Below are 25313 nucleotides of genomic sequence, written 5' to 3'. Positions count from 1 at the left end.
AATAAAACTATTACACAAACATAATCAATCAGTTTTTTAAAATTTCCTGATAAATTTTTTCCAAAGCTTTATTTGCCGCCCTTTCTATAACCTTTTCACGGGGCTGACCAAAGTCAAACTTCTCACTGTAAACCCCTTTTGGAGTAGCTATACCTATAAAAACGGTACCCACTTCGGCATCGGAATCTCCCTTTGTGGGACCCGCATTTCCGGTGGTTGCCACAGCATAATCTGTCCCAAAAATCTTCTTTGCCTGCAGTGCCATCGCTTCGGCCACTTTAGGGCTTACCACACTAAATATATCTATAAGCTGTTGGTCTATCTTGAGTATATTAACTTTTGCTTCGGTAGCATAAGCTACTGCACTTCCTTTAAAATAAGCCGACGAACCCGGCATAGAAGTTAGCATTTGTGCTATCCTCCCTCCCGTACAGCTTTCAGCAGCTGCTATAGTAACTCGATGTTCTGTTAAAAGCTTCGCTAAAATAACTTCCAGTGATTCTTCCTCTTCATAACCCACTATAATATCGCCTATTATAGCTTTTAGTTTTTCGGATTCTTCCTTAATGCTTTCCTGTAAAAATTCTTCGTTAATACCTCTTGCAGAAAGGCGGAGTCTTACCTTACCCGGACTTGGTAGATAGGCAAGTTTAATAAATTCCGGCAGGTTGTTTTCCCAGTCTTCAATACGCTCGGCAATAAGGCTTTCTCCCTGTCCGTAGGTATTTATGGTTTTATGAAGAATATACGGTCTTTTAAACTTGGAAATAAGCCTAAGCACAACCTCATTCTCCATTAGGTATTTCATTTCATAAGGAACACCCGGCAGGGATACAAAAACGGTATTTTCGTTTTCCATCCATATACCCGGAGCAGTCCCTACCCTGTTAAACAGCACAGTACCTCTTGAGGGCACAAGTGCCTGGTCTTTATTCATCTGCGAAGCCGGACGGTTCATAACCTTCTGTATCAGTTCTTCAACATGTATAAGAACCGCTTCATCAGTCACAAGGTCATCATTAAAATACTCTGCAAGGGTCTTTTTTGTTATATCATCCTTAGTAGGACCAAGCCCTCCCGTCATAATTACCAAGTCTACCTTGTTTTGAAGCGTTTCCAGCGTTTCCAGTATATGCTCACGACTGTCGCTAATGGATAGCATTTCAACCACCCCTATACCTATTTTATCTAAAGACTTTGCGATAAAAGCAGAATTGGTATCCACAATCTGCCCTATCAGGATCTCATCCCCAATGGTAACAACTGCTGCTTTCATAATTCTTAAAGGCCGTAATCTTTTTTTATTTCTTTTAGCGCATGGTCTATCCTCTCCTTAAGACTCTTATACACCTCTTTTATTTCCTTTTTCTTACCCTCGCTCCTGCTCCATGTCTCTATAGACAAAACATCTTCATAAGCAAGGTCCATACCCAGCATATCAAGCGTAGGCTTTATTTTATGTGCAGCATGGTATACCCTTTCATAATCCTTTTCCTTTAGTCCCTGCCTTATGTTTTTAATTTCCGGCGGAACCTCTTCTGTAAAAAGTACCATTATCTGCCTCGCAAAATCCACATCGTTATCGGAAATCGCATATACTTTGGATAAATTATAGTGTAAAGCCATTATTTTACCTGTATCCTGAATAATTTTTTACCTTCTATCGAACCTTCCAGTACATCGTCGGGATTAACCTTACCCACACCTTCCGGCGTTCCGGTAAAAATAACATCCCCCGTTCTTAATGTAAAATATTGCGAAACGTAAGCAACAAGCTCATCAATCTTCCAAAGCATGCTTTGGGTATTGCCTTTTTGTACTACCTCATCATTTTTGGTAAGCTCAAAGTTTATGGTATCCAACGATCCTAATTCTGATTTTTTAATAAAATCTCCAATTACAGCCGAACCGTCAAACGCTTTGGCTTTTTCCCAAGGCAGGCCTCTTTCCTTAAGCTTTGCCTGAAGGTCTCTTGCGGTAAAATCGATACCTAAACCTATTTCATCATAATACTTATGAGCAAATTTAGCATCTATATATTTACCTACCTTATTTATTTTAACGAGCACTTCCACTTCATGATGTACATCGTTACTAAACTCCGGTATAATAAAAGGAAACTGTTTTTGCACTACTGCCGTGTCCGGCTTCAGGAAAATAACAGGCTCATCGGGCCTTTCGTTTTTAAGCTCCTCTATATGGCTGGCATAATTCCTGCCTATGCATATTATCTTCATGCGTATGCGTTATCTTGTGGGGATTATTTTATACTAATTTATTATTTAATTTTCTCAATTTAATAGCTGTGAGCACTTTTTTAGTATATAAAGGAAAATCGGCATTCTGAATCCACCCGAAATAACCCGGCTCCTGCTCCAGTATTTTCTCCACTTTTGCGCCTTTGTGCTTACCAAAAGTAAATATCTCTTCCCCGTCATCATCAAGAACTATAAAACCTGCAAAATCTACTGCTTTTTTACGGGTCGTAAATTCCGAAAGCTCCTTAACATCATTTTTAAGATCTTCATATCGGTCAAGTTGCGATTTTAATATCTCATAAGTAGCATTGGTATCTGCCGCTGCACTATGTGCGTTTTCAAGTATCTGCCCGCAATAAAACTTAAAGGCAGCGCTAAGGGTACGCTCTTCTTTTTTATGGAAAATAGTCTGCACATCTACAGTTACCCTGTTTTTCATATCAAAGTCAACACCTGCCCTTAAAAGTTCTTCAGCCAAAAGCGGTATATCAAACCTGTCGGAATTATACCCCGCAAGATCAGAATCCTTAATCATATTATATACCTGATGGGAAAGGTCTTTAAAGGTAGGTTCATTTGCTACTTTTTCATCATCAATACCATGAAAAGCTGTGGATTGCGGAGGAATAGGCCTTTCCGGATTAACCAGCCAGGTTTTGCTCTCCTTATTTCCGTTAGGGTATACCTTAAGTATCGCTATTTCAACTATTCTGTCTTTAGTAATATCTGTACCTGTAGTTTCCAGATCAAAAAAACAGATAGGCCTGTGCAGTTTAAGTTCCATTTTATTTATTGTTGTGTTTGTTCATTACACTCCCATCTAAAATCGGAAGTCTCATATTTTTTCTTTCTGTAATCAAAATGCCACCATTCATTATCATAAGGCATAAATCCTGCTTCGGTCATTATACCCCTAAGCAGTTTTCGGTTATTTTGTGCTTTTTCTGATATCTTATCAGATATATAATGGGAAAGGCTTGAAAAATCATCAAACTCATTACCCATATCAAGCAAATTACCGTTTTCATCAGCCAGAGACAAATCTACTGCTGCTCCCCTGTTATGGTTAGAGCCTTTGCCCGGCGGTGCAACGTATCTCGGATTGTTTACAATTTCATACATCTTTTGCTGGTAGCCGTAAGGACGGTAGCAGTCAAAAATAACCAATTTAAGGTTTTTAGCGTTAGCCTGTGTATTAGCTTTTTCTAAAGCTTCTGCCACCTCCAGCCTTAAAAAGCATCGGGCACAGGGATATATTTTCTGATTCATAAAATTAGCAGTATCGGCATAAGCCATTTTATTGACCATACCTAATGTATCCATCTTTATTTCTGCCCAGTCACTGGTATCTTTCATAACTATAGCCTGATGAAAATCTTCTGTAAGTCTTTTATCATCAACTTTAGTGGTGCTTAATGCAAAAATCACCACAACCAATACTATTACCCCGAAAGTTTTCACCAATTATACTTTTATCTTTACAAAGATAGGGAATTGCACTTACTGACATATTATTAATTACTTTAAGACTCAGAATATATATGGCTTTCTATTGTCAACACTAATGTCAACGCGGGTATTATTTATGTAATATCCTGTGAGATAATTTTGTATGATTTTAAAATAAAGCCTCAAAATTTTTTGAGGTTTTGCACAACCCACCTATCCTTTTGTGTTGTACATTTACTGTACTTTTTACAATCATCATCAATCACCATCAAAAAACCGACAATTATGAAAAAAGTGTTTGTTTTTAAAACCTCCGTCAAAACCAACAGACAAATCAAATTCGCAAGTAAAATACTTGCCGCAATAGACTCTGTATTACGAGTAGATTTTGACCCGGAGGATTGCGACCGTATCGTTCGCATTGAAAGCAACAAAGAAATCGCAACTAAAGTAATTAACCTTTTCAGGGCTAACGGACTTAACTGCGAAGAATTAGTTTAAAACAATCATCAATCAAAAAATCAACATTTATGATCACCAAACCCCTTATTGGCGAATATCCGCCGAGACTGGAAGCGTATATAGGCCTCACTAAAGAAGACGGACTTATACATTTAATGAGACAGGATAGAAACTGTACCTATAACTTCTTTAAGAACATTAATCCCGACATGGCAAATTACCGCTATGCAGAAGGAAAATGGAGTATAAAACAGGTACTGATGCATATAAATTATGTGGAAAGGATTATGCAGTATCGTGCATTGGCCGCATCAAGAGGAGACAATCAAACTCCTTTTGGATTTACCAATCACGAAGCCTATATACAAAACGCAGAAGTGGAACGCCATGACATTGACGAACTTTTGGAAGAGTTTAATGTAATACGCAACTACAGCATCGAATTCTTTTCAGGGTTAACAGAAAAGCAGTCGCAGCTTTGCCTTGGGAGCGGAGAAGACACAGTTTCCGCAAGAGCAGTAGGCTATGCCCTGTTAGGCCATGTGCATCACCACATGAATATTATTAACGAACGCTACCTTAATACCGTAGCAGAATACAAAGCCAGCTAAAATGAACATAGAAGCAAATAAAGCAATAGTACTAAGGTTTAACAGAGAGTTTTTGGAACAGAACAATACCGAGGTACTTAAAGAAATAGTCCATACAGACTTTACCAACCATACTGCTCCGGGTGCTTTCCCTAAAAATGCAGAAGGCCTTATAGGTTTTATCGGGATGCTACATAGTGGCTTCTCCGATATTACAATAGAAATACATGAAATGATAGGTGAAAATGACATTGTTTGCACCCGCAAAACCATTCATGCAAAACACACCGGAGAAATTATGGGCCATGCCCCAACCGGAAAACAGGTAGCCATGAATGTAATGGATATGGTTCGTATTAAGGACGGACAATATATAGACCATTGGGGACGCAATGATGTAATACAGGTAATAAACGAACTTTAACTATGAGAAAAGTAATTCTAGATCTTGCTGTTACGCTGGATGGTTTTATCGAAGGACCAAATGGTGAAATTGACTGGTGTATTATGGATACAGATATTGGAGCAGGGGAGAAAAATTTCCTGGAAACTTTTCCTGAAGAAATTGATAGTGTCTTTTACGGACGAAAAAGCTATGAACTATATGGCAACTATCAACCTGAAGAAGAAAGCGGCTTCAAAGACTTTTATTATAAAATAAATAGAATGAAAAAATATATTTTTTCATCAACACTTACCAATGTCGGAGAACATACCATAATAAGAGATAAAATTGCTGAAGAAGTAAATCAGATAAAAAACCAAAAAGGAAAGGATATCTGGCTTTTTGGAGGTGCATCTCTTATTACAGATTTTATCAACAACAATCTTATTGATGAATACAGACTTGCAGTTCATCCTGTAGTATTAGGTGGCGGAAAGCCATTGTTTCAGGATATCAGACAGCGATTAAACCTCGAGCTTATAGAAGTAAGGTCTTCTAAATCGGGGGTTACAAGTTTATATTACAAACCTGCTTCAGTCAAATAAAAAAAGCGGCTCAATAGCCGCTTTTTTTTATTTATAATATTCAGGATTATATATCTCTGTTTGGATCAAAAGCCTCAAGGTATTCAGCAACACGCTTAACGAATGAACCTCCAAGAGCTCCGTCTACCACACGGTGATCGTAGCTGTGAGAAAGGAACATTTTCTGACGGATACCGATAAAGTCACCTTCAGGAGTTTCGATAACTGCAGGCACTTTTCTGATAGCTCCAAGAGCAAGGATACCTACCTGCGGCTGGTTAATAATTGGTGTACCAAACACACTGCCAAATGTACCAACGTTAGTTACTGTATAAGTACCACCCTGAGTATCGTCCGGTTTAAGTTTACCTGCTTTTGCACGGTTACCTAAATCGTTAACAGCTTTTGCCATACCTACAAGGTTTAGCTGATCGGCATTTTTAATAACCGGTACAATAAGGTTACCGTTAGGTAATGCAGCAGCCATACCTAAATTTATATTTTTCTTTTTGATGATATACTCACCATCTACAGATATATTCATTAAAGGGAAGTCTTTAAGTGCTTTTGCAACCGCCTCCATGAATATAGGAGTGAAAGTAAGCTTCTCGCCTTCTCTTTTCTCGAATGCGTTTTTAACCTTATCTCTCCATTTAACGATATTGGTAACGTCTACCTCAATAAACGACTGTACGTGAGCCGAAGTTTGAACAGACTGTACCATATATCCTGAGATAAGCTTTCTCATACGGTCCATTTCCACAATCTCGTCCTGTCCGTTTACAGATACAGGAGCAGCTTTTGCTACCTGAGCCTGTGCAGTTGGAGGAACCGGTGAAGGAGCAGCGGCAGGCGCTGGCTGTGCAGGTGCTGCAGCCGGTTTAGAACCTCTGTTCTTAACGTAATCTAATATATCATTTTTAGTAACTCTTCCGTCTTTACCTGTACCATTAATAGATTCAAGTTCAGCAAGAGATACACCTTCTTCTTTAGCTATATTTTTAACAAGCGGAGAGAAAAACTTATCTGAGTCCGAAAAATCAACCGGAGCAGCAGTTGCAGTTTCTTTAGCAGCCTCAACAGTTTTTTCTACTGCCTGTACACTTGGTGCACTTGTTTCCTCTTTTGGAGCATCTACAGCAACACCACCTTCGGTCTCAATATAAGCAATGGTTTGACCAACCTGAACAACATCGTCAACCTGGAAAAGTATTTCAGAAAGCACTCCCGAAACTTCAGATGGAACTTCTGAGTCCACTTTATCTGTGGCAATCTCTAAAACCGCTTCATCAGCATCAATGTGGTCACCCACATTTTTTAACCAATTTGTAATTGTTGCCTCTGCAACACTTTCCCCCATTTTGGGTAATTTTAATTCAAATTTTGCCATATCGTTAACCTAAAGGTAAAATTAATCTTTGTGCTTGCGAATTTACTAAAAAAAATCAGTTTTGTCCTGTTTTGTTACGGCTTTATAAAACCGTTAAGACTTTTCAGGATTTTATAACAATTACAGTTCCTCTGTCATTACTGTCGTTACTTCCTATAATAAAATTACTTCCCTCCGGCTTTATTTTAAAAGTAAGACCTGAATTTTTTAAGAGCCCCATTAATTTAATTATCTCAAAAAAATCCAGTGTTTCATTGTCAAATATCACCTCAAACCTATTCAAAACCGAAATCGATTGCGAAATTAATAATTTTTCGAAATCTTTTTCATGTCGTTCCACTTTTTTTTCAAGACTGAGTTCCAGAGCTGTACGTAAATCTTCGTTATCAGACAAAAGTATATAGCTATCCGGCACTATAACAGAGGCCTTTTTCTTTTGTTTTGCTAGGGCAAAAAACAAAGTTCCCGCCCGCATAAACAAATCAAAAACTGGAGAACTTCTAAAGTGTTTCTTATAGAAAAACTGCATTGCCTCCCTAAAACGCTTCATATATGTACCGTCCTTAACAGTACTTTCTCCTTTATAATGTATAACAGTAGTTTCGTGAAAGTAATAATTGGTTTTTCCCTTTTGCTGTACCGTGTAAGACAAATCAATATCATCGCTGTACATAAAACAACCTTCATCAAAACCACCCACCTCAAGATAAAGCTCACGCTTCATAACCATAAAAGCACCAACCAGGATATCTACCTCACCTGTCTCATCTTCACTCAGATGTTGGGCATAATACTTATTAAAGAGCAATGATTTGGAAAAAGCCTTATTAAGCGCTGCTATTTTTGTAAAGGCTACCCAGGGAGTAGGCACTCCCCTCTTGCTTTCCGGCAGAAAGTTACCACGGCCGTCAACCAGTTTTACACCTATAATGCCTAAGTTGGTTTTGCTTTTGGCAAACTCCAGCACTTTTTTAAAAGTATCTTCCGCGACAACAGTATCAGGGTTAAGTATACAGATGTATTCACCCTTTGCAGCAGCCACACCTATATTATTACCCTTCGGGAATCCGGCGTTATCCTTATTCTCTATAAGTGTAACCTCAGGGAAGCGCTGTTTCATCATAGCACAGCTATCATCCGGAGAGTTATTATCAACTACAATTATTTCACCGTCAATATCTTTTAGGGCCTTTTGTACACTCAGCACGCACTGCTCTAAAAAATAGCGGACATTATAATTAAGGATAATTACCGATAACTGCATGCCGCAAATATAATTATTGAATTGATATTTCTCGATTGCCTGTATAAAAAGATAATCCTGTTAACAGAAAAATCCTATATTTAGTGCACCAACCTAAACCTTACATATGAATAAAAAGACTACACTTTTAATTTTAGCCATGGCATCTGTATCCGGTACTTATAAAGTAAAAGCACAAACAGCAAACATTCCGGACACTGTTTTTGAACAATTGCTGATTGATATGGAAATAGATTCTGACGGGACATTAAACGGACAAATAGCAACTGCAGATGCCGAAGCTATCACTGCCCTTAATATAACTCCTGACGGAATTTCAAATTATATTACAGACCTTACAGGGATTGAAGCTTTTACACATCTTGAAGAACTCACTATTCACAACACGATGATAGGAGAACTTGATGTTAGTAGTATGTCTAACCTTACATATCTTGATTGCAGGGACAACATGCTTACACACCTGGATGTTTCAAACAATCCTTTATTAGAATATCTGGATATCAGTTCAGGAGGTGATGTAGAGCCTTTTAATGCTTTTACAGAAATCGATTTAAGCAACAACCCTAACATTAGCGAACTTTATGCTTCAGGCGGAGTTACTTATATAAACCTCAAAAACGGCAATAACAACACCAATACACATATTGATATCAGTGCTTTTATTATGATAGAACCGCCTGAAACAGAACAATATGTTTGTATAGAAGTAGATAATAGCGAAGCTGCCCAAAACAACCAGTCGCCTTATTCTGAATGGACAATACAACACAGTTACAGCACTTATGCACTTGTTGAAAACTGCTCTTTATCCACAGAAAGTTTTGAAAGCAATACGGTTTCTGTTTGTCCAAATCCTGCTATTGATATACTACATATTAACCTTGAAAATGGCAGCACACCGGATAAAGTACTATTATTTGACTTAAACGGAAGGCTTGTAATGGAACACAATAACCTTAACACAGGAACTATTTCTCTTCAAAACATTTCAAAAGGGATTTATTTATTAAAGGTCTTTTCTCAAAGTCAGACAGCAACTAAAAAGCTTATAATAAATTAATCAGCTTATATAGTTTAACTTAAAAATAAAAAAGGGCCGCTCCATATGGAACAGCCCTTTTCAAACCAACTAAACTCAAATCATTATGAAATATCTATTAACCTCTTTTCTTTAGGTAACGCTTCCTCTTTTTTAGGAAGTGTAAGTTTAAGGATCCCGTTATCATAAGAAGCGGTAATAGCCTCCTGATTTACAGTTTCCGGAAGTGTAAACGATCTTTTAAAAGAAGAGAAGCTAAACTCTTTGCGCGTAAACTTACCTTCTTCACCTTCCGTTTTCTCTGTTTTTACTTCAGATGAAATCGTTAAAAGGTCGTTGTTCAGTTCAACATTAAAATCCTCTTTTTTCAACCCCGGAGCCATAAGCTCCACAAGGAAGTTGTTTTCTGTTTCTTTTATGTTTACAGGAGCAGTTACTTTATTTACATACTGTGTACCACCCATTAAATCTTTAAAAATTTCATCCATTACAAATGGAAAGCCGTTTGTGTTGTTACGTTTTACTAAGTTCATATTTTTTAATTTTTTAGTTTCAAACATTTGCTTAGTAATAGTCAACTATTATTCCAATGCATTTTTTAATGTCAAAATGTCACTTTATATGACTTTTTGTCTGATTTCTACTTAAAAAAAAAAGCGCTCCGAGTGGAACGCTTCTGTCAAATATTGCCATATAATAAACTAAATATTATCATTAAACCTCTGCAAAATATTATTAACCCGCTTTTGCGCTTCTTTTTTAGCAATACCATTATAGTAGTCCTCAACAAAAGGATGAGAATAACTTTTATGCGGTATAATTTCAGGCCTGTTGCTACCTCCATTATACACCACATCAACAGGAACACTCAAAGTATCATCATACCCCTCTAAAATATTACTTATCCAACCAAAATACACAGCTTCATAATCATTTGAATCAAAATGAGATTTATAATCTAAAAAACTCTTTTCACTAAGAGACACCCATAATCCGTAATGTAAATCCTCACAGCCATCATACACCCTTTGAATTAGCACCACACGAATAAATCTATCGGTTTGATCAGGGTATTCAATAACACAAAAATCACGATCCAAAGAAGCTATTCTTTCCTTATCTTCAACAGGCAATTGCGAATAATTAATAGGAGCATCATAATACAATGCGGGCCAGTCTTGATGATACTGCCCACATTCCGGACATTTATATTTTCTCTTCCTTTTAGGAAAGAATATATTTTTTAAGCCTTTAAACATATAATACAATTTATAAACCTCAAGGTAAAGATAACAGCTAAAGTAAGTTTCAAGACAAAACATGATACAAAAAGACTACTTTTGCAAAAAATAATACAGCAGTGAACTATCTTTCAGTAGAAAACATATCAAAGTCTTTTGGCGAGCGTACTCTTTTTGACAATCTTTCTTTCGGGATCAATAAAGACCAGAAAATAGCCTTTGTAGCCAAAAACGGTACAGGAAAAACAAGCATCCTTAAAATAATTACAGGAGAAGACACTCCCGACACCGGGCAGGTTGTTATCCGTAAAGATATTAAGATGGCTTTTTTATCACAGGAACCCAATCTGGATCCTGAGCTTACCATTGAGGAAAGCATATTTGCCTCAGACAACGATATACTCAAAGTTATAGAACAGTATGAAAAGGCGCTTGAAAACCCTGAAGACGAAGAGGCATACCAAAAAGCGTTTGAACGCATGGACGCCAACAATGCATGGGATTTTGAAACCCAATACAAGCAAATCCTTTTTAAACTAAAAATGGAAGACCTAAAACTGAAGGTTAAAAACCTTTCGGGAGGGCAAAAAAAGCGCTTGGCTCTGGCTATAATCCTTATTAATAAGCCCGATCTTTTAATACTGGATGAGCCTACCAACCACCTGGACCTGGAAATGATTGAATGGCTTGAAAATTATTTCGCCAAAGAGAACATGACCCTGTTTATGGTAACGCACGACCGTTTCTTTTTAGAGCGTGTTTGTAATGAGATTATTGAGCTTGAACATGGAAAATTATATCAATACAAAGGAAACTATTCGTATTACCTTGCTAAAAAAGAGGAACGTATTGCTGCCGAAAACGCCAGTATAGACAAAGCTAAAAATCTTTTTGTTAAAGAACTTGACTGGATGCGCCGTCAGCCAAAGGCAAGAACAACCAAGTCTAAATCAAGACAGGACGACTTTTATGTAATTAAGGAAAAGGCACACAGCCGTCGCAAAGACCACCAGATAGAGCTTGAAATAAACATGGAGCGCATGGGTAGCAAGGTTGTGGAATTGCACAACGTTTCCAAAAAGTTTAATGATAAAACCATACTGGATAACTTTAACTACAACTTTAAACGTGGTGAACGTATAGGCATAATAGGTAAAAACGGTACCGGAAAATCCACATTCCTTAATATACTTACACAAACCATTCAACCGGATAACGGTAAGGTTGTTATCGGCGAAACCATAAAACTGGGCTATTACACGCAGGCAGGTATCAATCCTAAACCGGAACAAAAGGTAATAGATATTATTAAGGAGTTTGGCGAATACATTCCGCTTACAAAAGGAAGAACAATATCGGCAGCACAACTATTGGAACGCTTTTTATTCGACCGTAAAAAACAATATGACTTTGTAGAAAAACTTAGTGGTGGCGAACTAAAACGCCTGTATTTATGTACGGTGCTTATACAAAACCCCAACTTCCTTATACTGGATGAACCTACAAACGACCTCGACATTGTAACCCTAAACGTACTGGAAGCATTCCTTTTAGATTATCCGGGATGTTTACTGGTTGTATCTCACGACCGTTACTTTATGGATAAGATTGTAAATCACCTGTTTGTTTTTCGTGGTGAAGGTGAGGTAGAAGACTTCCCTGGCAACTACAGTGATTTCCGCGCTTATGAAGACAGTGCCGAACCTGCAAAAGACGATACAAAACCTGCAGCTGATAAAAAAGCATGGAAACAAAATCAGGTAAAGACAGGACTTACCTTTAACGAACAGAAGGAATACCAGAAAATAGAAAAAGAAATAAAAGACCTTGAAAGGGAGAAAGAAGCCATCGAATTGCTTTTCTCTGAAGGTAAGGTCGCCGATGCCGACATCGCCAAAAAAGCCGACGAGCTACAGGTTGTACTCAATAAGATTGACGAAAAAACCGAACGCTGGTTTGAGTTAAGCGCAAAAATGGAAGAATAATTCTAACCAAAAACTATATTATCTGTCATTTTGAGAGTAATACAATACCGTGAAAATCTCTCGTTAAAGTGAAATGATTTTTATTAAATTTGGGAACGATGTCATACCTTGAATTTCTTTTAAAGTCTAAAAACGCACATGGGGTTCATTCCCCTTTTGTGTTTGATCTTGTTACCGAAGGTTTTTATTTCGGCAAGAAAGTAAAAATCAGCAATAATAGTGTCAGCAATCAGGCGCTAACTACTCTTTTTAAAACTATTAATCATTTCAGGTCGTTTAAACTCGCCATAATGGGAGAAAACGCCCATGATATGACCGAAGCCATTAGGGAAGCGGGAGAAAAAACCAAAACACAAATATGGTTCTTCTCTCCTCTTGCGTCAGTACCGGGCGGACTGGACATGAGTGTAATTTGCGGACATGACAAACACACCATCCTTCCGGTATTTAATAAGCTTCTGGAAAATGTAGCTGAAAAAAATATTTTTGTACTTACAGATCCTCATGCTACTCCTGAAAAGGAAGCTGCGTGGGAAGCCATAAAAAAAGACCCAAATGTTACGGTCACGGTAGACACATATCATTTAGGCCTTATCTTTTTCCGTAAGGGGCAGGCAAAACAACATTTTTTCATACGCCCTTACCGTTCCTTTGCGCTGGACCTTGTTTTAGGTGTGCGCAATTTGTGGGGATTATTAGCTTAGTTTGTGCGCAATGCATGGGCAAGTTCTGCCTTTGTCATTTTACTTCTTCCTTCAATTCCCACCTTCTTAGCTTCTTCATAAAGACTCTGCTTAGTGCGGTCTTCATATTTTTTAGACTTACCGCCACGATGCTCGGCACCTTTGCTATTAGCTATACGCGCCGACTTCTCCTTACTGTAGCCTTTGTCTCTTAGTGCCTCATACTGGTCTTTATCCTTTACCTGAGGCCCCGGGCTTTTTCTTCCTGGCATAACCAAATATTTAATGGTTTAACTACCCTAAAGTTACCAAACCACTAAACAACAACACGTTAACCACGGGTTAAACTTTACCCAATAAAAACAAAAAATGCCGGCAAGAGCCGGCATTTTCCACAAACACAAATTTATATAAAACCTTTACATATTACTCTGCTGCTTCTTTAGCATCTTTGTTTTCTTCGCCTTTAGCAGTCATACGCTCCCATTTAAATTTCGGAGCAAACTCTAATTTAAGCTTAGCAATTGCATTGTTGTCTTCAGAAGAAAGACCTTCTTTCTCAACAGTGTTTTTTCTTGCGTCAAGAGCCTCATACCAAACTTTAATCTGGTCAAAGTCTTCTCTTGAGTAAGTATCTTTATTTTTCTCAAAAGTATCTACAAAGTTTTGGTAAACACTAAGAATGTTGTCTTTGTTTACCCAGTCAAAGTTAAGGTCGCTACCAACCATGTTGTCAGGACCGAAGTAAGATACTATAAGAGCATTACCCTGAGTTTCTTTTACAGTGTTTTGAGTCTCAGTTTTTACATTTTCGTACTCTGTTTTAGAGTCGTTAATTCTTGTTTCAGCATTTTGGCTGTCTTTAGCATCAGCAAGTGCAGCTTCTGCTTCAGCAAGCCTAGCATTGTATTCAGCATCAATTGCTTCCCAGTTAGACGTTCTTTCTGTAGCATCAAGACGGCTTATTGAGTCAACATACGACTCATAACGGTCAATGTTTTTCTCAGCCATTTGTTCGCCGTCAGTTTTACATGATGTCATACCTGCTGCGATTAAAGCAGCTCCTAATAATAGATTCAATCTTTTCATAGTCGTTTTGATTATTTGTTACTTGATAGATCAAAGGTAACTGCATGCTTACGACAATTCAAAATTTTAGCTAAATTATTAAGAATAGTTTAATACACTTAAACAATTTATTAAGATTTTTAAGAAACAGTTAACTAAAATTAAGTAGAAGTTTGAAGATAAATAGAGTCATAAAGTACCGTAGCCTGATAAAGCTTTACAAACTTTTGACTTTACAAAATTTAGACTTTAGGGTTTATTTGCCGATGTACATAATTTCGGTAAGCTTCTTTTTGGTTTTTAAGTCCTTACCATAAAACTCAATTTTAGAAACCCCTGTACCAAGGGCGTTGCAGTGTAAAAACATTCTTTCCAGCTGTAAATCCTTACCGTTTATGTTTACGGTAACTACAGGATGCCCGGAATGAAGTGCAAGCGTAAGTGTTTTTTCGGGATAGGCAGCCAGTGTAAACTCAAAACGGTTCTCGCCAACCCTGTTAAAGGTAATACCATAGGCCATTTTGCGTTGCAGTGCGGTAAGCTCCTCACGGGTACCGTCCTTTTTGTAATCTATCTGATATACATCTATAGGATCGGAATCATTAATACGTGTACTGCTGCTAAAATTAGCGTCGTACACATAGGTATTATGATTCTTACTGTGCTGAATATAAAAAAGGCGCTTATGGGTATCGGGAGGCTCAGGATAGCCCTCCTGTGCCAGGCAAGCCGGCATGCTAATAATGAAGAGTATGATTAGCAATTGATTTTTCATATACTGATTGTCAACACTATAAATATAGTAAAAATTTTGTTAGACAGGCAGTTTATGTAAAGAAATTGTAAATACACGCAATTATTATTTAATTAATTCATATTTTTTTTGTTAATTTTACCTTAAAATCACATCTTATGAATTTAACAGAGATTATTATTGAAAACTATAAAAGCATAGAAAAATTAAAATTACAGCTTAATAGTTATGGAAATAAAAGCAATGAAAGTAAAACAACAATATTAGTTGGAATAAATGAAAGCGGAAAAAGCAATATTTTAGATTCAATTAACTCTGTTAATCATCAATTTGAGAATCATGAATTTGAAACTACTTATTATAAATTAGGAGACATTACAACCAATGAATTCATTGATGTATTTTATAATATTGATCAAGATTCAACATTTCCTTTCTATTTAAAACTTTTTTCGGCAAAAATAAAACTACCAACAGAATTAATAAATTCATTAAAAGTTGAAAAGTTTTATAGAAATATCTTCTTTGACAAGAAGAATGAAATAGAAAATTATTTTGCCATAGAATTTGAAAATAATTTATTTTGGGATGACTACTGTATTGAAACATCTAATTCTTCTGAAAATGTTAAAGAAATAAAAAAAGTAACTGTAAAGGATAATGCAGTTTATTTAAATCAAAATCAAAAACTATTAACCAAAGATGATTTTGAACTTTTATTCATTGACACAATCAATGAGAGGTTAAAAAAAGATTTTCCTAAAATAATTTACTGGAAATCTACTCCTGAACACCTTATCAATGAAAAAATATCACTTATTAATTTTAAGAGTGACACTTCAACTTCATTACCTTTAAAAAACATATTTGGAATTTGTAATTACACGACCGATCAGCAAATAGAAGAAGCAATTAATCGTGCTTTAGAATACGATGAATTTAAAGCTGAATTAGAAGAAAGCCTAACTAAAGCTACAACAGACCACATTAATAAAATATGGAAGGAGCATAAAGTAAAAATTAAAATCAAATTTGACGGAGACGATTGCAAAGTACATGTTGAAGATTTATCAACGCAACATAAATATTATAAAATGAAACATCGTAGCGATGGTTTTAAACAATTTATATCTTTAATGCTAAGTCTATCAGCAGAAAATAAATCAAATCTGTTAAAAAATAACATTATAATACTTGATGAACCCGAAGTACACCTACATCCAAGTGGAATACGATTTTTGCGAGATGAAATCCTAAAAATAGGTAAAAATAATCATGTTATAGTCGCAACTCATAGTCATTATCTAATTGACACTAATACTCCGGAAAGACACTTTATAGTAGAAAAAAATAAGAAAACAACTATAAAGCAATTAACTAACTCAACAAACTTTTCAGACGATGAAGTTATTTCAAAAGCTTTTGGACTAAACATATTCAAAGAATTAATTCCTGAGAATATACTGATTGTTGAAGGCTTTGGAGACAAATCTATTTTTAATCATTGTTTTTCTTTGCTATCAATACCAACATCTTACATCATAAAAAATGCTAGTAGTGCCTCAAAGATAGATTCTTTTGCTGCATTAATTGCTGAAGAAAGAATTAATTCTATTATCATCCTTGATGATGATAAAATAGGAAGACAAAAAAAATCAGAAATAATAAGAAATTTAAAAAATCATTTTTCTAAAGAAAATGTTTTCACCATTAGAGACATTCTTAGTGATTTACCAGAAGACTCTACCCTTGAAGATTTATACCCTATAGATTTTTTAAATGAAACAATAAATATTATTTTAGAAAGGAAAGACATTGCTTTTTCAACCGAAAAAAATATTATTGATCAGTTAAAATCTTTTGATAAAACATTAAATTTTAAGGGGTCAAAAGACAGACTTGATAAAATCAAGATAGAATTAAACGAAAAATTTAGAAACCAGTTCAAAACAAAAGAAGATATTGAAAAAAAAGCAAGCCGTTTGACCAGCTTTTGTAAGGAGTTAGCAAAAAGGCTAATTCTCAGGGAACAATAATCTAAACACACCTTTTATTCATTCCAACAAAAATTCCTTACTTTTAAGCCTCAAAATAAAAGTATGGCACAACCAATTATCGATATAAAAGGCATTACAAGAAATTTTCCGTTAGGTAACGAAGTTGTAAAAGTTTTAAAAGGCATAGACCTAACTATAGAAAAAGGTGAATATGTAGCACTCATGGGGCCGTCGGGTTCGGGTAAATCTACCCTTATGAACCTGTTGGGCTGTCTTGACACCCCTACCGGAGGTACTTATATCCTTAACGGAAAGGATGTAAGCAAAATGACCGATAACGAGTTGGCCGAAATACGCAACAAGGAAATAGGCTTTGTTTTCCAAACCTTTAACCTGTTACCAAGAACCACAGCACTGGATAATGTAGCCCTGCCTATGGTATATGCCGGTTACAAAAAACCGGAACGTACCCAACGTGCCACACAGGTACTTACACAGGTAGGCCTTGACGACCGTATGGACCACAAACCCAACCAGCTTTCGGGAGGTCAGCGTCAAAGGGTAGCCGTAGCACGCGCCTTGGTTAACCACCCTTCCATCATCCTTGCCGATGAACCTACAGGTAACCTGGACAGCAAAACATCTATAGAGATCATGAAGCTTTTTAACGAGATACACGCAAACGGCAACACGGTTATATTAGTAACCCACGAAGAAGACATTGCTGCCTACGCCCACAGGGTAATACGCCTTAGGGACGGTGTGATAGAAAGCGACAGGGTAAATCCTAATCCGCACAGGTAATTGTAAGTGATCAGTATTTTAATCAATCCATCTCTCAAAAGTAAAACTTAGCGACTAAGCTACTTAGAAATTCAGCAACTTTAATACAAAATGAAAGTATATACTAAAACAGGAGACAAAGGTACCACAGCACTTTTTGGCGGTACACGCGTACCTAAACACCATATAAGAATAGAAAGCTACGGTACTGTAGACGAACTTAACTCACATATTGGGCTTATCCGCGATCAGGATATGAACCCGCTTTACAAGAAAGTACTGGAGCGCATACAGGACAGGCTGTTTACTTTAGGTGCCATATTGGCAACAGACCCCGAGAAATCGATCCTGAAAAACGGAAAAGAAAGACTTAATATCCCTAAAATTACAGAAGTCGACATTCAACTTCTTGAAAATGAGATAGACTTAATGGACAGCCAGCTGCCACCAATGACGCATTTTGTGCTTCCGGGCGGGCACACCACCGTGTCATATTGTCACATTGCACGCTGTGTTTGCCGTCGTGCAGAGCGACTTTCGGTACATTTACGTGAACTGGAACCTACAGATGAGATGGTTTTGACATACTTAAACCGACTTTCTGACTACCTTTTTGTACTGGCACGAAAGTTGTCCCATGATTTACAGGCCGACGAAGTGAAGTGGATACCGGAAAAGTATTAGTCTGCCAAAGGGTTAAAACAGTAAAGAGATACAAAACAGGTCTAAAAAAGCCCTTTTAAGTACCTATATAAGACACCCGAAAAACGTTCTTAACTTTTTACAGAAAATAAACATAATTTTACTTGACTTTTTCAGTAGAAAATTTATTTTTGCATAAAATTAAATCGTTTAGAAGATGTATTGGACATTAGAATTAGCATCCTATTTAAGTGATGCCCCGTGGCCGGCTACTAAAGATGAGCTAATTGATTACGCCATCAGAACAGGTGCACCTCTTGAGGTAGTAGAAAACCTGCAATCTATCGAAGATGAAGGAGAAATCTACGAATCGATGGAAGAAATATGGCCGGATTATCCGACAGACGAAGATTATCTTTGGAACGAGGATGAATACTAGGAAAAATAAATTCAATTGAAAAGTCTCTTCTTGAGGCTTTTTTTTTGGTTAAATTTGTACCTAAGCATAGACAAATAAAAAGTAATTATATAATAATGAGTTTAATAAACAGCATTTTAAAAGCCTTTGTAGGTGATAAATCGCAAAAGGACATAAAGGCCATCCAGCCTTTAATCAGTAAGAGCAAGACTTACGAACAGGCTTTGTCGCAGCTTTCTAACGACGAGCTTAGAGCTAAGACTATCTATTTTAAAGATATGATTCGCGAAGCCCGTGCCGATAAAGACGCTAAAATAGCTTCATATCAGCAGGAAGTTGAGAAAACAGAAGATATTGATGCAAGAGAAGATATCTATGCATCTATAGATGCCCTTGAAAAAGAGGCATATGATATTAGTGAGAAAGTATTAATGGACATACTGCCGGAAGCGTTTGCAGTAGTTAAGGAAACGGCTCGCCGCTTTAAGGAGAACAGTACTATTACGGTAAAGGCTACTCCTAAGGATATTGAGTTCTCGGCTACCAAACCATACATCACCATAGAAGGTGATAACGCAGTATGGTCTAATACATGGAATGCCGCAGGTAAGGAAATTACCTGGGACATGATTCACTACGATGTACAGCTGATAGGTGGTATTGTACTGCATCAGGGTAAAATTGCAGAGATGCAAACGGGTGAAGGTAAAACCCTTGTGGCTACCTTACCCCTTTACCTTAACGCACTTACAGGAAACGGTGTTCACCTTGTAACCGTGAACGACTACCTTGCAAGAAGGGATAGTACCTGGAAAGCACCTTTATTTGAGTTTCACGGTATGACGGTTGACTGTATAGACAACCACCAGCCTAACTCTGAAGGAAGAAGGAAAGCTTATGCTGCCGATATTACTTATGGTACAAACAACGAATTTGGTTTTGACTACCTAAGGGATAATATGGCACACTCGCCAAACGATCTTGTACAAAGAAAACACAACTTTGCCATTGTCGATGAGGTCGACTCGGTATTAGTGGATGACGCACGTACACCGCTTATTATCTCTGGTCCGGTTCCTCAGGGAGACCGTCATGAGTTTAACGAGCTTAAACCTAAAGTAGACAATCTTTATAACTTACAGCGTACTTTAATAAACGGTGTTTTAGCAGAGGCTAAAAAGCTTATTAAAGAAGGTAACACTAAAGAAGGTGGTTTCCTTTTATTAAGAGCGCACCGTGGTTTACCTAAAAACAAAGCCCTTATTAAGTTTTTAAGTGAAGAAGGTGTAAAACAGCTGCTTCAAAAAACTGAAAATCATTATATGCAGGACAACAACCGTGAAATGCATAAAATTGATGAGGCACTTTACTTTGTAATTGAAGAGAAAAACAACCAGGTAGAACTTACTGATAACGGTATTCAGTTCCTTTCTCAGGATACTGATAAAGATTTCTTTATACTTCCGGATATTGGTACTGAGATTGCCAACATAGAAAAACAAAAACTTTCTAAAGACGACGAAGCGGAAGCTAAGGAAGAGCTTTTCAAAGACTTTACCATTAAGAGCGAGCGTATTCACACGTTAACTCAGCTTTTAAAAGCTTATACCCTGTTTGAGAAAGATGTTGAGTATGTAATCATGGAGAATAAGATCATGATTGTAGACGAGCAGACAGGTCGTATTATGGACGGTAGACGTTATTCTGACGGATTACACCAGGCTATCGAGGCTAAAGAGAACGTTAAGATTGAAGCGGCTACGCAAACTTTTGCTACCATTACGCTTCAAAACTACTTCAGGATGTACAACAAGCTTGCAGGTATGACAGGTACTGCCGTTACCGAAGCAGGCGAGTTCTGGGAAATATACAAATTGGACGTTGTTGAAATCCCAACAAACAGGCCAATTGCACGTAAAGACCAACATGATCTTATTTACCGTACAATGCGTGAGAAGTTCAATGCCGTTATTGAAGACGTAACGCAACTTTCTAATGCAGGAAGACCAGTACTTATTGGTACGACATCGGTAGAGATCTCTGAGTTATTAAGTCGTATGCTTAAGATGAGAAACGTACCTCACAACGTACTGAACGCGAAACTTCACAAAAAAGAGGCAGAAATTGTTGCCGAAGCAGGTAAACCGGGTATAGTGACCATTGCTACAAACATGGCAGGTCGTGGTACCGATATTAAGCTTACTCCGGAAGTAAAAGCCGCAGGTGGTTTAGCAATTATTGGTACAGAGCGTCACGATTCAAGACGTGTTGACAGACAGCTTCGTGGTCGTGCAGGACGTCAGGGAGACCCGGGAAGTTCTCAGTTCTATGTATCTCTTGAAGATAACCTGATGCGTTTATTCGGTTCTGAAAGGGTTGCTAAGATCATGGACAGAATGGGACTTAAAGAGGGCGAGGTTATACAGCACTCTATGATGACCAAGTCTATTGAGCGTGCACAGAAAAAAGTGGAAGAAAACAACTTTGGTGTACGTAAGCGTCTACTTGAGTATGATGACGTTATGAACGCACAGCGTGAGGTGGTTTACAAACGCAGAAAACACGCTTTGTTTGGAGAAAGACTTAAAGTGGATATTGCAAACATGATGTATGATGTTGCCGAGCTTATCTCTGAAAACAACAAACTGTCTAACGACTTTAAAAACTTTGAATTTGAACTGATCCGTAACTTCTCTATCAGCTCTCCGGTTAGCGAATCTGAATTTGCTAAACTAAGCGCAAGGGAAATTACAGGTAAAGTATATAAAGCGGCAAGCCAGGCTTACCACGATAAAAACGAACGTAATGCTGCAGAAGCTTTTATCGTTATTAAGAACGTATACGAGAACAACGAAGGCCAGTATGAGCGTATCGTAGTTCCGTTTACAGACGGTGTTAAATCGCTTAACGTTGTTACTAACCTTGAAAAAGCTTATCAGTCTGGAGGTAAAACGCTAATCAACGATTTCGAGAAAAACATTACTCTTGCTATTGTTGACGAAGCTTGGAAAAAACACCTTCGCAAAATGGACGAACTTAAACAATCGGTACAGCTTGCAGTTCACGAACAGAAAGACCCGCTTCTTATCTATAAGTTTGAAGCATTTGAACTGTTCAAGAAAACGCTTAACAGCATTAACAAAGATGTAATATCATTCCTTTTCAAAGGTGACTTACCATCTCAAAATGCTCAGCAAATACAGGACGCAAGACAACAGGTTCAGCAAAAAGAACAGTATACCGAAAGCAAGGAAGACGTTCTAAATACAGATGAAATGGCTTCACAGGCACGCCAGGTATCTCAACAGAGCCAAAGCCGTCCTCAGGTTACTGAAACAATTGTTAGGGATGCTCCTAAAATTAACCGTAACGATAACGTGACTATTAAACACGTTATGAGTGGTAAAACAGAAACCATGAAATACAAAAAGGCTGAAAGCCTTCTTGCAACCGGTGAATGGGTTGTGGTTAACGACTAATCAGATTTTATTCTATAAATTAAAAGTCCCGCTATATTGCGGGACTTTTTTGTTAAACTTATACATTAAACAACCTTTTAACACCTGTAAAAATAGGTCTCAAGAGAGATTTTCCTTATTTTTGAGAAAATCTGATTTCACCCCACTTTAGCATCTATATAAGCCTATGGAATTGTACTATTCTCTCTCAGTACTGATAGTATTAGCATCTTTTTTTGCCTATTTTAATGTACGGTTCTTAAAACTGCCCTCAACAATCGGTATCATGGTAATTGCCATGGCAGTATCTATATTTCTGGTAGTTTTTGGTAATGTATTTCCTAATACACTTAACCGCATATCTTCTCTTATCTCAAAGTTTGATTTTACCGAGCTCCTTATGGGAGCCATGCTTAACTTCATGCTTTTTGCAGGAGCCATTCACATCAACCTGAAAGATCTTAGGGAACAAAGATTACCCATTATAGTGTTCTCCACGGTAAGTGTTGTAATATCAACCTTTGTTGTGGGTACATTTTTATATTACCTCACGCCTTTTTTACATTTAAACATACCTTATTCCTATTGCCTGCTCTTTGGAGCACTAATATCCCCAACAGATCCTGTTGCGGTATTGAGTATACTAAAGGAAGTCAAGGTACGTAAATCGCTTGAAACCAAAATTGCAGGAGAATCGTTGTTTAACGACGGTATGGCTATCGTAGCATTTGCCGTAATATTAAATATTGCTCAGGATAATGAGTACACACCCACTGTATTTAATGTGGTATGGTTATTTTTAAGGGAAGCCGGCGGAGGATTCTTACTAGGTGTTGTGTTAGGTATAGGAGCTGCTAAGGCCATGCGAAAAATAGACGATTATAAGGTATCGGTACTTATTACACTGGCTGTTGTTATGGGAGGTTACCTTATTGCTTCTGCCCTGCATATATCAGGTCCGCTTACCATGGTTTTTGCCGGATTGATTATCGGTAACTTTAAAAAGACATCAGTAATGTCACCAACAACTAAAGACTATCTTGACAAGTTTTGGGAATTAAACGATGAAATACTCAATGCCGTTTTATTCCTTTTTATAGGTTTTAATCTTTTAATGGTAACCGATATAAACAATTACTGGTTACCGGGCCTTGCCTGTGTAATTGTGGTACTGTTGGCGCGTTATGTTTCAATTTGGCTGCCTACGTTAATAATACCGTTTAAAAAGAAGTTTAACAGCAACACCATAAAAATTCTTGTTTGGGGCGGACTCAGAGGCGGTGTATCTATTGCCTTAGCACTTTCTATAGATGATGTTCCTTACAAAAATGACATTATAGCCATTACCTATTTTGTTGTGGTATTCTCCATATTGGTACAGGGCTTATCTATTGCCAAGATAGCCGGAAAGCTACTTGGCAAGAAATAATTACGCAAGATTATCGGGTAATACCTTTCCCGGATTAAGCACATTATTAGGATCGAATATCTTCTTGATGCTTTTCATCAATTGAAGCTGGGTATCATTAAATGCTATATCCATATAGTTTTTTTGCACATAGCCTATACCATGCTCACCTGACAGTGTTCCTTTTAAAGAAACAGTAAGTTCAAATATTTCACGAATTCCTTTGGGTACTTCGGTTCTCCAGTTTTCGTCGGTCATGTCACCTTTAATGATATTTACATGCAGGTTTCCATCACCGGCATGCCCGTAACAAACCGAATGAAATCCATATTTGTTACCTATAGATTTTATTCCTGCCAATAGTGTTGGAAGTTCATATCTGGGTACAACGGTATCCTCTTCCTTATATACCGAATTTGATTTTACGGCCTCTCCTACTGCCCTTCTCATTTTCCAAAGTGCATTCTTCTGGTCTTCGGTATCGGCAAACAAAATCTCATCTATTTCAAATTGTTCCAGTACTCCGGTAATTTTTTCTGCATCGGCAAAAAGCACATCAGGATAATTACCGTCTACCTCAATAAGTAAGTGTGCCTCTACCTCATCCTTAATATCAAGACTAACACCATCAACATATCTAAGTGTCCAGTCTATGGCATCGCGCTCCATAAATTCAAGGGCACTTGGTACTATACCGGCCCTGAAAATCTGTGCAACAGCCTCACACGCCTGCCCAGCCTTAAAAAAAGGTACCAACATCAATATATTATGGGAATTATCCGGTAGTAGTTTCATTACTATCTTGGTAATAATACCAAGTGTACCTTCGCTACCTACCATTAATTGGGTAAGATTGTATCCAGTTGAGTTTTTAAGCGTGTTAGCCCCTGTCCATATAACTTCACCGATAGGCAAAACCACTTCCAGATTAAGCACATAATCTTTGGTAACACCATACTTTACGGCTCTGGCTCCACCTGCATTCTCGGCTACATTGCCTCCTATGGTACAACTCCCCTGACTACTTGGATCGGGTGGATAAAACAATCCTTTTTCCTTAACCGCCTCCCTGAATACCTGAGTTATAACAGCAGGCTCCACAATAGCCTGAAGGTTCTTTTCATCGATATCTATATTGGTAAAGCGCTCCATAGACAGCCCAATACCACCATGAATACTAAGTGCTCCACCACTAAGCCCCGTGCGTCCGCCAATAGGGACAACAGGAATACTATATTGGTTAGCAAACTTCATTATGGCAGCTACCTCATCAGTATTTCCCGGCTTAACCACAACCGAAGGAGGAAAAACATAATCTTCGGTCTCATCATGCCCGTAATGGTTTCTGGTATCTGTATCTAAAAAAAGAAATGACCGCCCGACTATAGTTTCAAGCCCGGCAATCATTTCATCTGATAACGACTCAGTATTCATAGTTTTTAGTGTATGTAT

At 37.5% G+C, this 25313-nt stretch carries 26 protein-coding genes; 13 read left to right on the top strand and 13 right to left on the bottom strand.

Translation table 11 applies throughout. The features are described 5' to 3' along the window. Positions 1-28: 28 nt before the first annotated feature. From NU09_RS13245 to NU09_RS13225, 5 genes are read right to left on the bottom strand one after another with little or no spacing between them, the layout of a single operon-like run. Positions 29-1276: a competence/damage-inducible protein A gene (locus NU09_RS13245; RefSeq protein WP_129751776.1), complete on the bottom strand. Its 1248-nt coding sequence runs from the start codon at positions 1274-1276 to the stop codon at positions 29-31. 5 nt (positions 1277-1281) lie between these two features. Further along, positions 1282-1626 carry an Hpt domain-containing protein gene (locus NU09_RS13240; protein ID WP_129751775.1) on the bottom strand — a complete coding sequence of 115 codons (345 nt, stop codon included), beginning with the start codon at positions 1624-1626 and terminating at the stop codon, positions 1282-1284. Beyond that, positions 1626-2237, bottom strand: a complete 612-nt coding sequence (locus NU09_RS13235; protein ID WP_129751774.1) for a fumarylacetoacetate hydrolase family protein — start codon at positions 2235-2237, stop codon at positions 1626-1628. The genes NU09_RS13240 and NU09_RS13235 overlap by 1 nt, the downstream gene beginning before the upstream one ends. A gap of 28 nt (positions 2238-2265) precedes the next feature. After that, complete coding sequence (locus tag NU09_RS13230) at positions 2266-3042, bottom strand: 3'-5' exonuclease (RefSeq protein WP_129751773.1); 777 nt, start codon at positions 3040-3042, stop codon at positions 2266-2268. 5 nt (positions 3043-3047) lie between these two features. Beyond that, positions 3048-3719 (bottom strand): M15 family metallopeptidase, encoded by a 672-nt coding sequence (locus NU09_RS13225; RefSeq protein ID WP_129751772.1) that lies wholly within the window; start codon positions 3717-3719, stop codon positions 3048-3050. A 273-nt stretch (positions 3720-3992) separates the two neighbouring features. Between NU09_RS13225 and NU09_RS13220 the strand changes: the two genes are divergently transcribed. The 4 genes from NU09_RS13220 to NU09_RS13205 are packed head-to-tail and all read left to right on the top strand — an operon-like array spanning position 3993 to position 5749. Next, a complete protein-coding gene (locus tag NU09_RS13220; protein ID WP_129751771.1) occupies positions 3993-4208 on the top strand; it encodes a hypothetical protein in 216 nt (71 codons plus the stop codon). A 29-nt stretch (positions 4209-4237) separates the two neighbouring features. Further along, positions 4238-4780, top strand: a complete 543-nt coding sequence (locus NU09_RS13215) for a DinB family protein (RefSeq protein WP_129751770.1) — start codon at positions 4238-4240, stop codon at positions 4778-4780. A 1-nt stretch (position 4781) separates the two neighbouring features. Then, positions 4782-5183 (top strand): ester cyclase, encoded by a 402-nt coding sequence (locus NU09_RS13210; RefSeq protein ID WP_129751769.1) that lies wholly within the window; start codon positions 4782-4784, stop codon positions 5181-5183. A gap of 2 nt (positions 5184-5185) precedes the next feature. After that, positions 5186-5749, top strand: coding sequence for a dihydrofolate reductase family protein (locus tag NU09_RS13205; RefSeq protein WP_129751768.1), 564 nt, complete (start codon positions 5186-5188; stop codon positions 5747-5749). 46 nt (positions 5750-5795) lie between these two features. On the opposite strand, the gene NU09_RS13200 is transcribed toward NU09_RS13205, so the two are convergent. Next, positions 5796-7118 (bottom strand): dihydrolipoamide acetyltransferase family protein, encoded by a 1323-nt coding sequence (locus NU09_RS13200; RefSeq protein ID WP_129751767.1) that lies wholly within the window; start codon positions 7116-7118, stop codon positions 5796-5798. A 103-nt stretch (positions 7119-7221) separates the two neighbouring features. Next, positions 7222-8382, bottom strand: coding sequence for a glycosyltransferase family 2 protein (locus NU09_RS13195; RefSeq protein WP_129751766.1), 1161 nt, complete (start codon positions 8380-8382; stop codon positions 7222-7224). Between the two features lie 106 nt (positions 8383-8488). On the opposite strand from NU09_RS13195, the gene NU09_RS13190 reads away from it, so the two are divergent. Beyond that, positions 8489-9445, top strand: a complete 957-nt coding sequence (locus NU09_RS13190; RefSeq protein ID WP_129751765.1) for a T9SS type A sorting domain-containing protein — start codon at positions 8489-8491, stop codon at positions 9443-9445. Between the two features lie 83 nt (positions 9446-9528). On the opposite strand, the gene NU09_RS13185 is transcribed toward NU09_RS13190, so the two are convergent. Both NU09_RS13185 and NU09_RS13180 read right to left on the bottom strand, forming a co-directional pair. Next, positions 9529-9957 (bottom strand): Hsp20/alpha crystallin family protein, encoded by a 429-nt coding sequence (locus tag NU09_RS13185; RefSeq protein ID WP_129751764.1) that lies wholly within the window; start codon positions 9955-9957, stop codon positions 9529-9531. A gap of 168 nt (positions 9958-10125) precedes the next feature. Then, positions 10126-10683, bottom strand: a complete 558-nt coding sequence (locus NU09_RS13180; protein ID WP_129751763.1) for a DUF2199 domain-containing protein — start codon at positions 10681-10683, stop codon at positions 10126-10128. A gap of 101 nt (positions 10684-10784) precedes the next feature. On the opposite strand from NU09_RS13180, the gene NU09_RS13175 reads away from it, so the two are divergent. Both NU09_RS13175 and NU09_RS17215 read left to right on the top strand, forming a co-directional pair. Then, complete coding sequence (locus NU09_RS13175) at positions 10785-12650, top strand: ABC-F family ATP-binding cassette domain-containing protein (RefSeq protein ID WP_129751762.1); 1866 nt, start codon at positions 10785-10787, stop codon at positions 12648-12650. Between the two features lie 98 nt (positions 12651-12748). Further along, positions 12749-13354: a hypothetical protein gene (locus NU09_RS17215; protein ID WP_242501883.1), complete on the top strand. Its 606-nt coding sequence runs from the start codon at positions 12749-12751 to the stop codon at positions 13352-13354. Here the strand turns inward: NU09_RS17215 and NU09_RS13165 are convergent. From NU09_RS13165 to NU09_RS13155, 3 genes are all read right to left on the bottom strand, one after another. Continuing rightward, the gene (locus tag NU09_RS13165) at positions 13351-13605 is read right to left on the bottom strand and encodes a Rho termination factor (protein ID WP_129751761.1); all 255 of its coding nucleotides are present in this window, start codon (positions 13603-13605) and stop codon (positions 13351-13353) included. The two genes, NU09_RS17215 and NU09_RS13165, sit on opposite strands and share 4 nt — an antisense overlap. Positions 13606-13759: 154 nt before the next feature. Beyond that, positions 13760-14422 carry a hypothetical protein gene (locus NU09_RS13160; protein ID WP_129751760.1) on the bottom strand — a complete coding sequence of 221 codons (663 nt, stop codon included), beginning with the start codon at positions 14420-14422 and terminating at the stop codon, positions 13760-13762. Between the two features lie 235 nt (positions 14423-14657). Continuing rightward, positions 14658-15176, bottom strand: a complete 519-nt coding sequence (locus NU09_RS13155; protein WP_129751759.1) for a DUF4833 domain-containing protein — start codon at positions 15174-15176, stop codon at positions 14658-14660. Between the two features lie 137 nt (positions 15177-15313). Here NU09_RS13155 and NU09_RS13150 point away from each other — a divergent pair, with 137 nt between their 5' ends. The 6 genes from NU09_RS13150 (at position 15314) to NU09_RS13125 (ending at position 23882) form a co-directional block, all read left to right on the top strand. After that, on the top strand, positions 15314-17191 hold the full coding sequence (locus tag NU09_RS13150; RefSeq protein ID WP_129751758.1) for an AAA family ATPase: 1878 nt from the start codon (positions 15314-15316) through the stop codon (positions 17189-17191). Positions 17192-17254: 63 nt separating this feature from the next. After that, complete coding sequence (locus NU09_RS13145) at positions 17255-17956, top strand: ABC transporter ATP-binding protein (RefSeq protein ID WP_129751757.1); 702 nt, start codon at positions 17255-17257, stop codon at positions 17954-17956. Positions 17957-18046: 90 nt separating this feature from the next. Beyond that, positions 18047-18619, top strand: coding sequence for a cob(I)yrinic acid a,c-diamide adenosyltransferase (locus tag NU09_RS13140; protein ID WP_129751756.1), 573 nt, complete (start codon positions 18047-18049; stop codon positions 18617-18619). Positions 18620-18794: 175 nt separating this feature from the next. After that, the gene (locus NU09_RS13135) at positions 18795-19016 is read left to right on the top strand and encodes a DUF2795 domain-containing protein (RefSeq protein WP_002986941.1); all 222 of its coding nucleotides are present in this window, start codon (positions 18795-18797) and stop codon (positions 19014-19016) included. 95 nt (positions 19017-19111) lie between these two features. After that, positions 19112-22474, top strand: a complete 3363-nt coding sequence (secA, locus tag NU09_RS13130) for a preprotein translocase subunit SecA (RefSeq protein WP_129751755.1) — start codon at positions 19112-19114, stop codon at positions 22472-22474. 166 nt (positions 22475-22640) lie between these two features. Further along, a complete protein-coding gene (locus NU09_RS13125) occupies positions 22641-23882 on the top strand; it encodes a cation:proton antiporter (RefSeq protein ID WP_129751754.1) in 1242 nt (413 codons plus the stop codon). Here NU09_RS13125 and NU09_RS13120 read toward each other — a convergent pair whose 3' ends face one another. Beyond that, entirely contained in the window at positions 23883-25295 is a 1413-nt protein-coding gene (locus NU09_RS13120) for an FAD-binding oxidoreductase (protein ID WP_129751753.1), read from the bottom strand. It lies immediately after the preceding gene. Positions 25296-25313: the final 18 nt, after the last annotated feature.

Source organism: Flavobacterium beibuense (assembly GCF_004151245.1).
Taxonomy (GTDB): Bacteria; Bacteroidota; Bacteroidia; order Flavobacteriales; family Flavobacteriaceae; genus Flavobacterium; species Flavobacterium beibuense_A.
The sequence above is the reverse complement of the archived record's forward strand: the minus strand, read 5'-3'. Positions and strand labels throughout refer to the sequence as shown.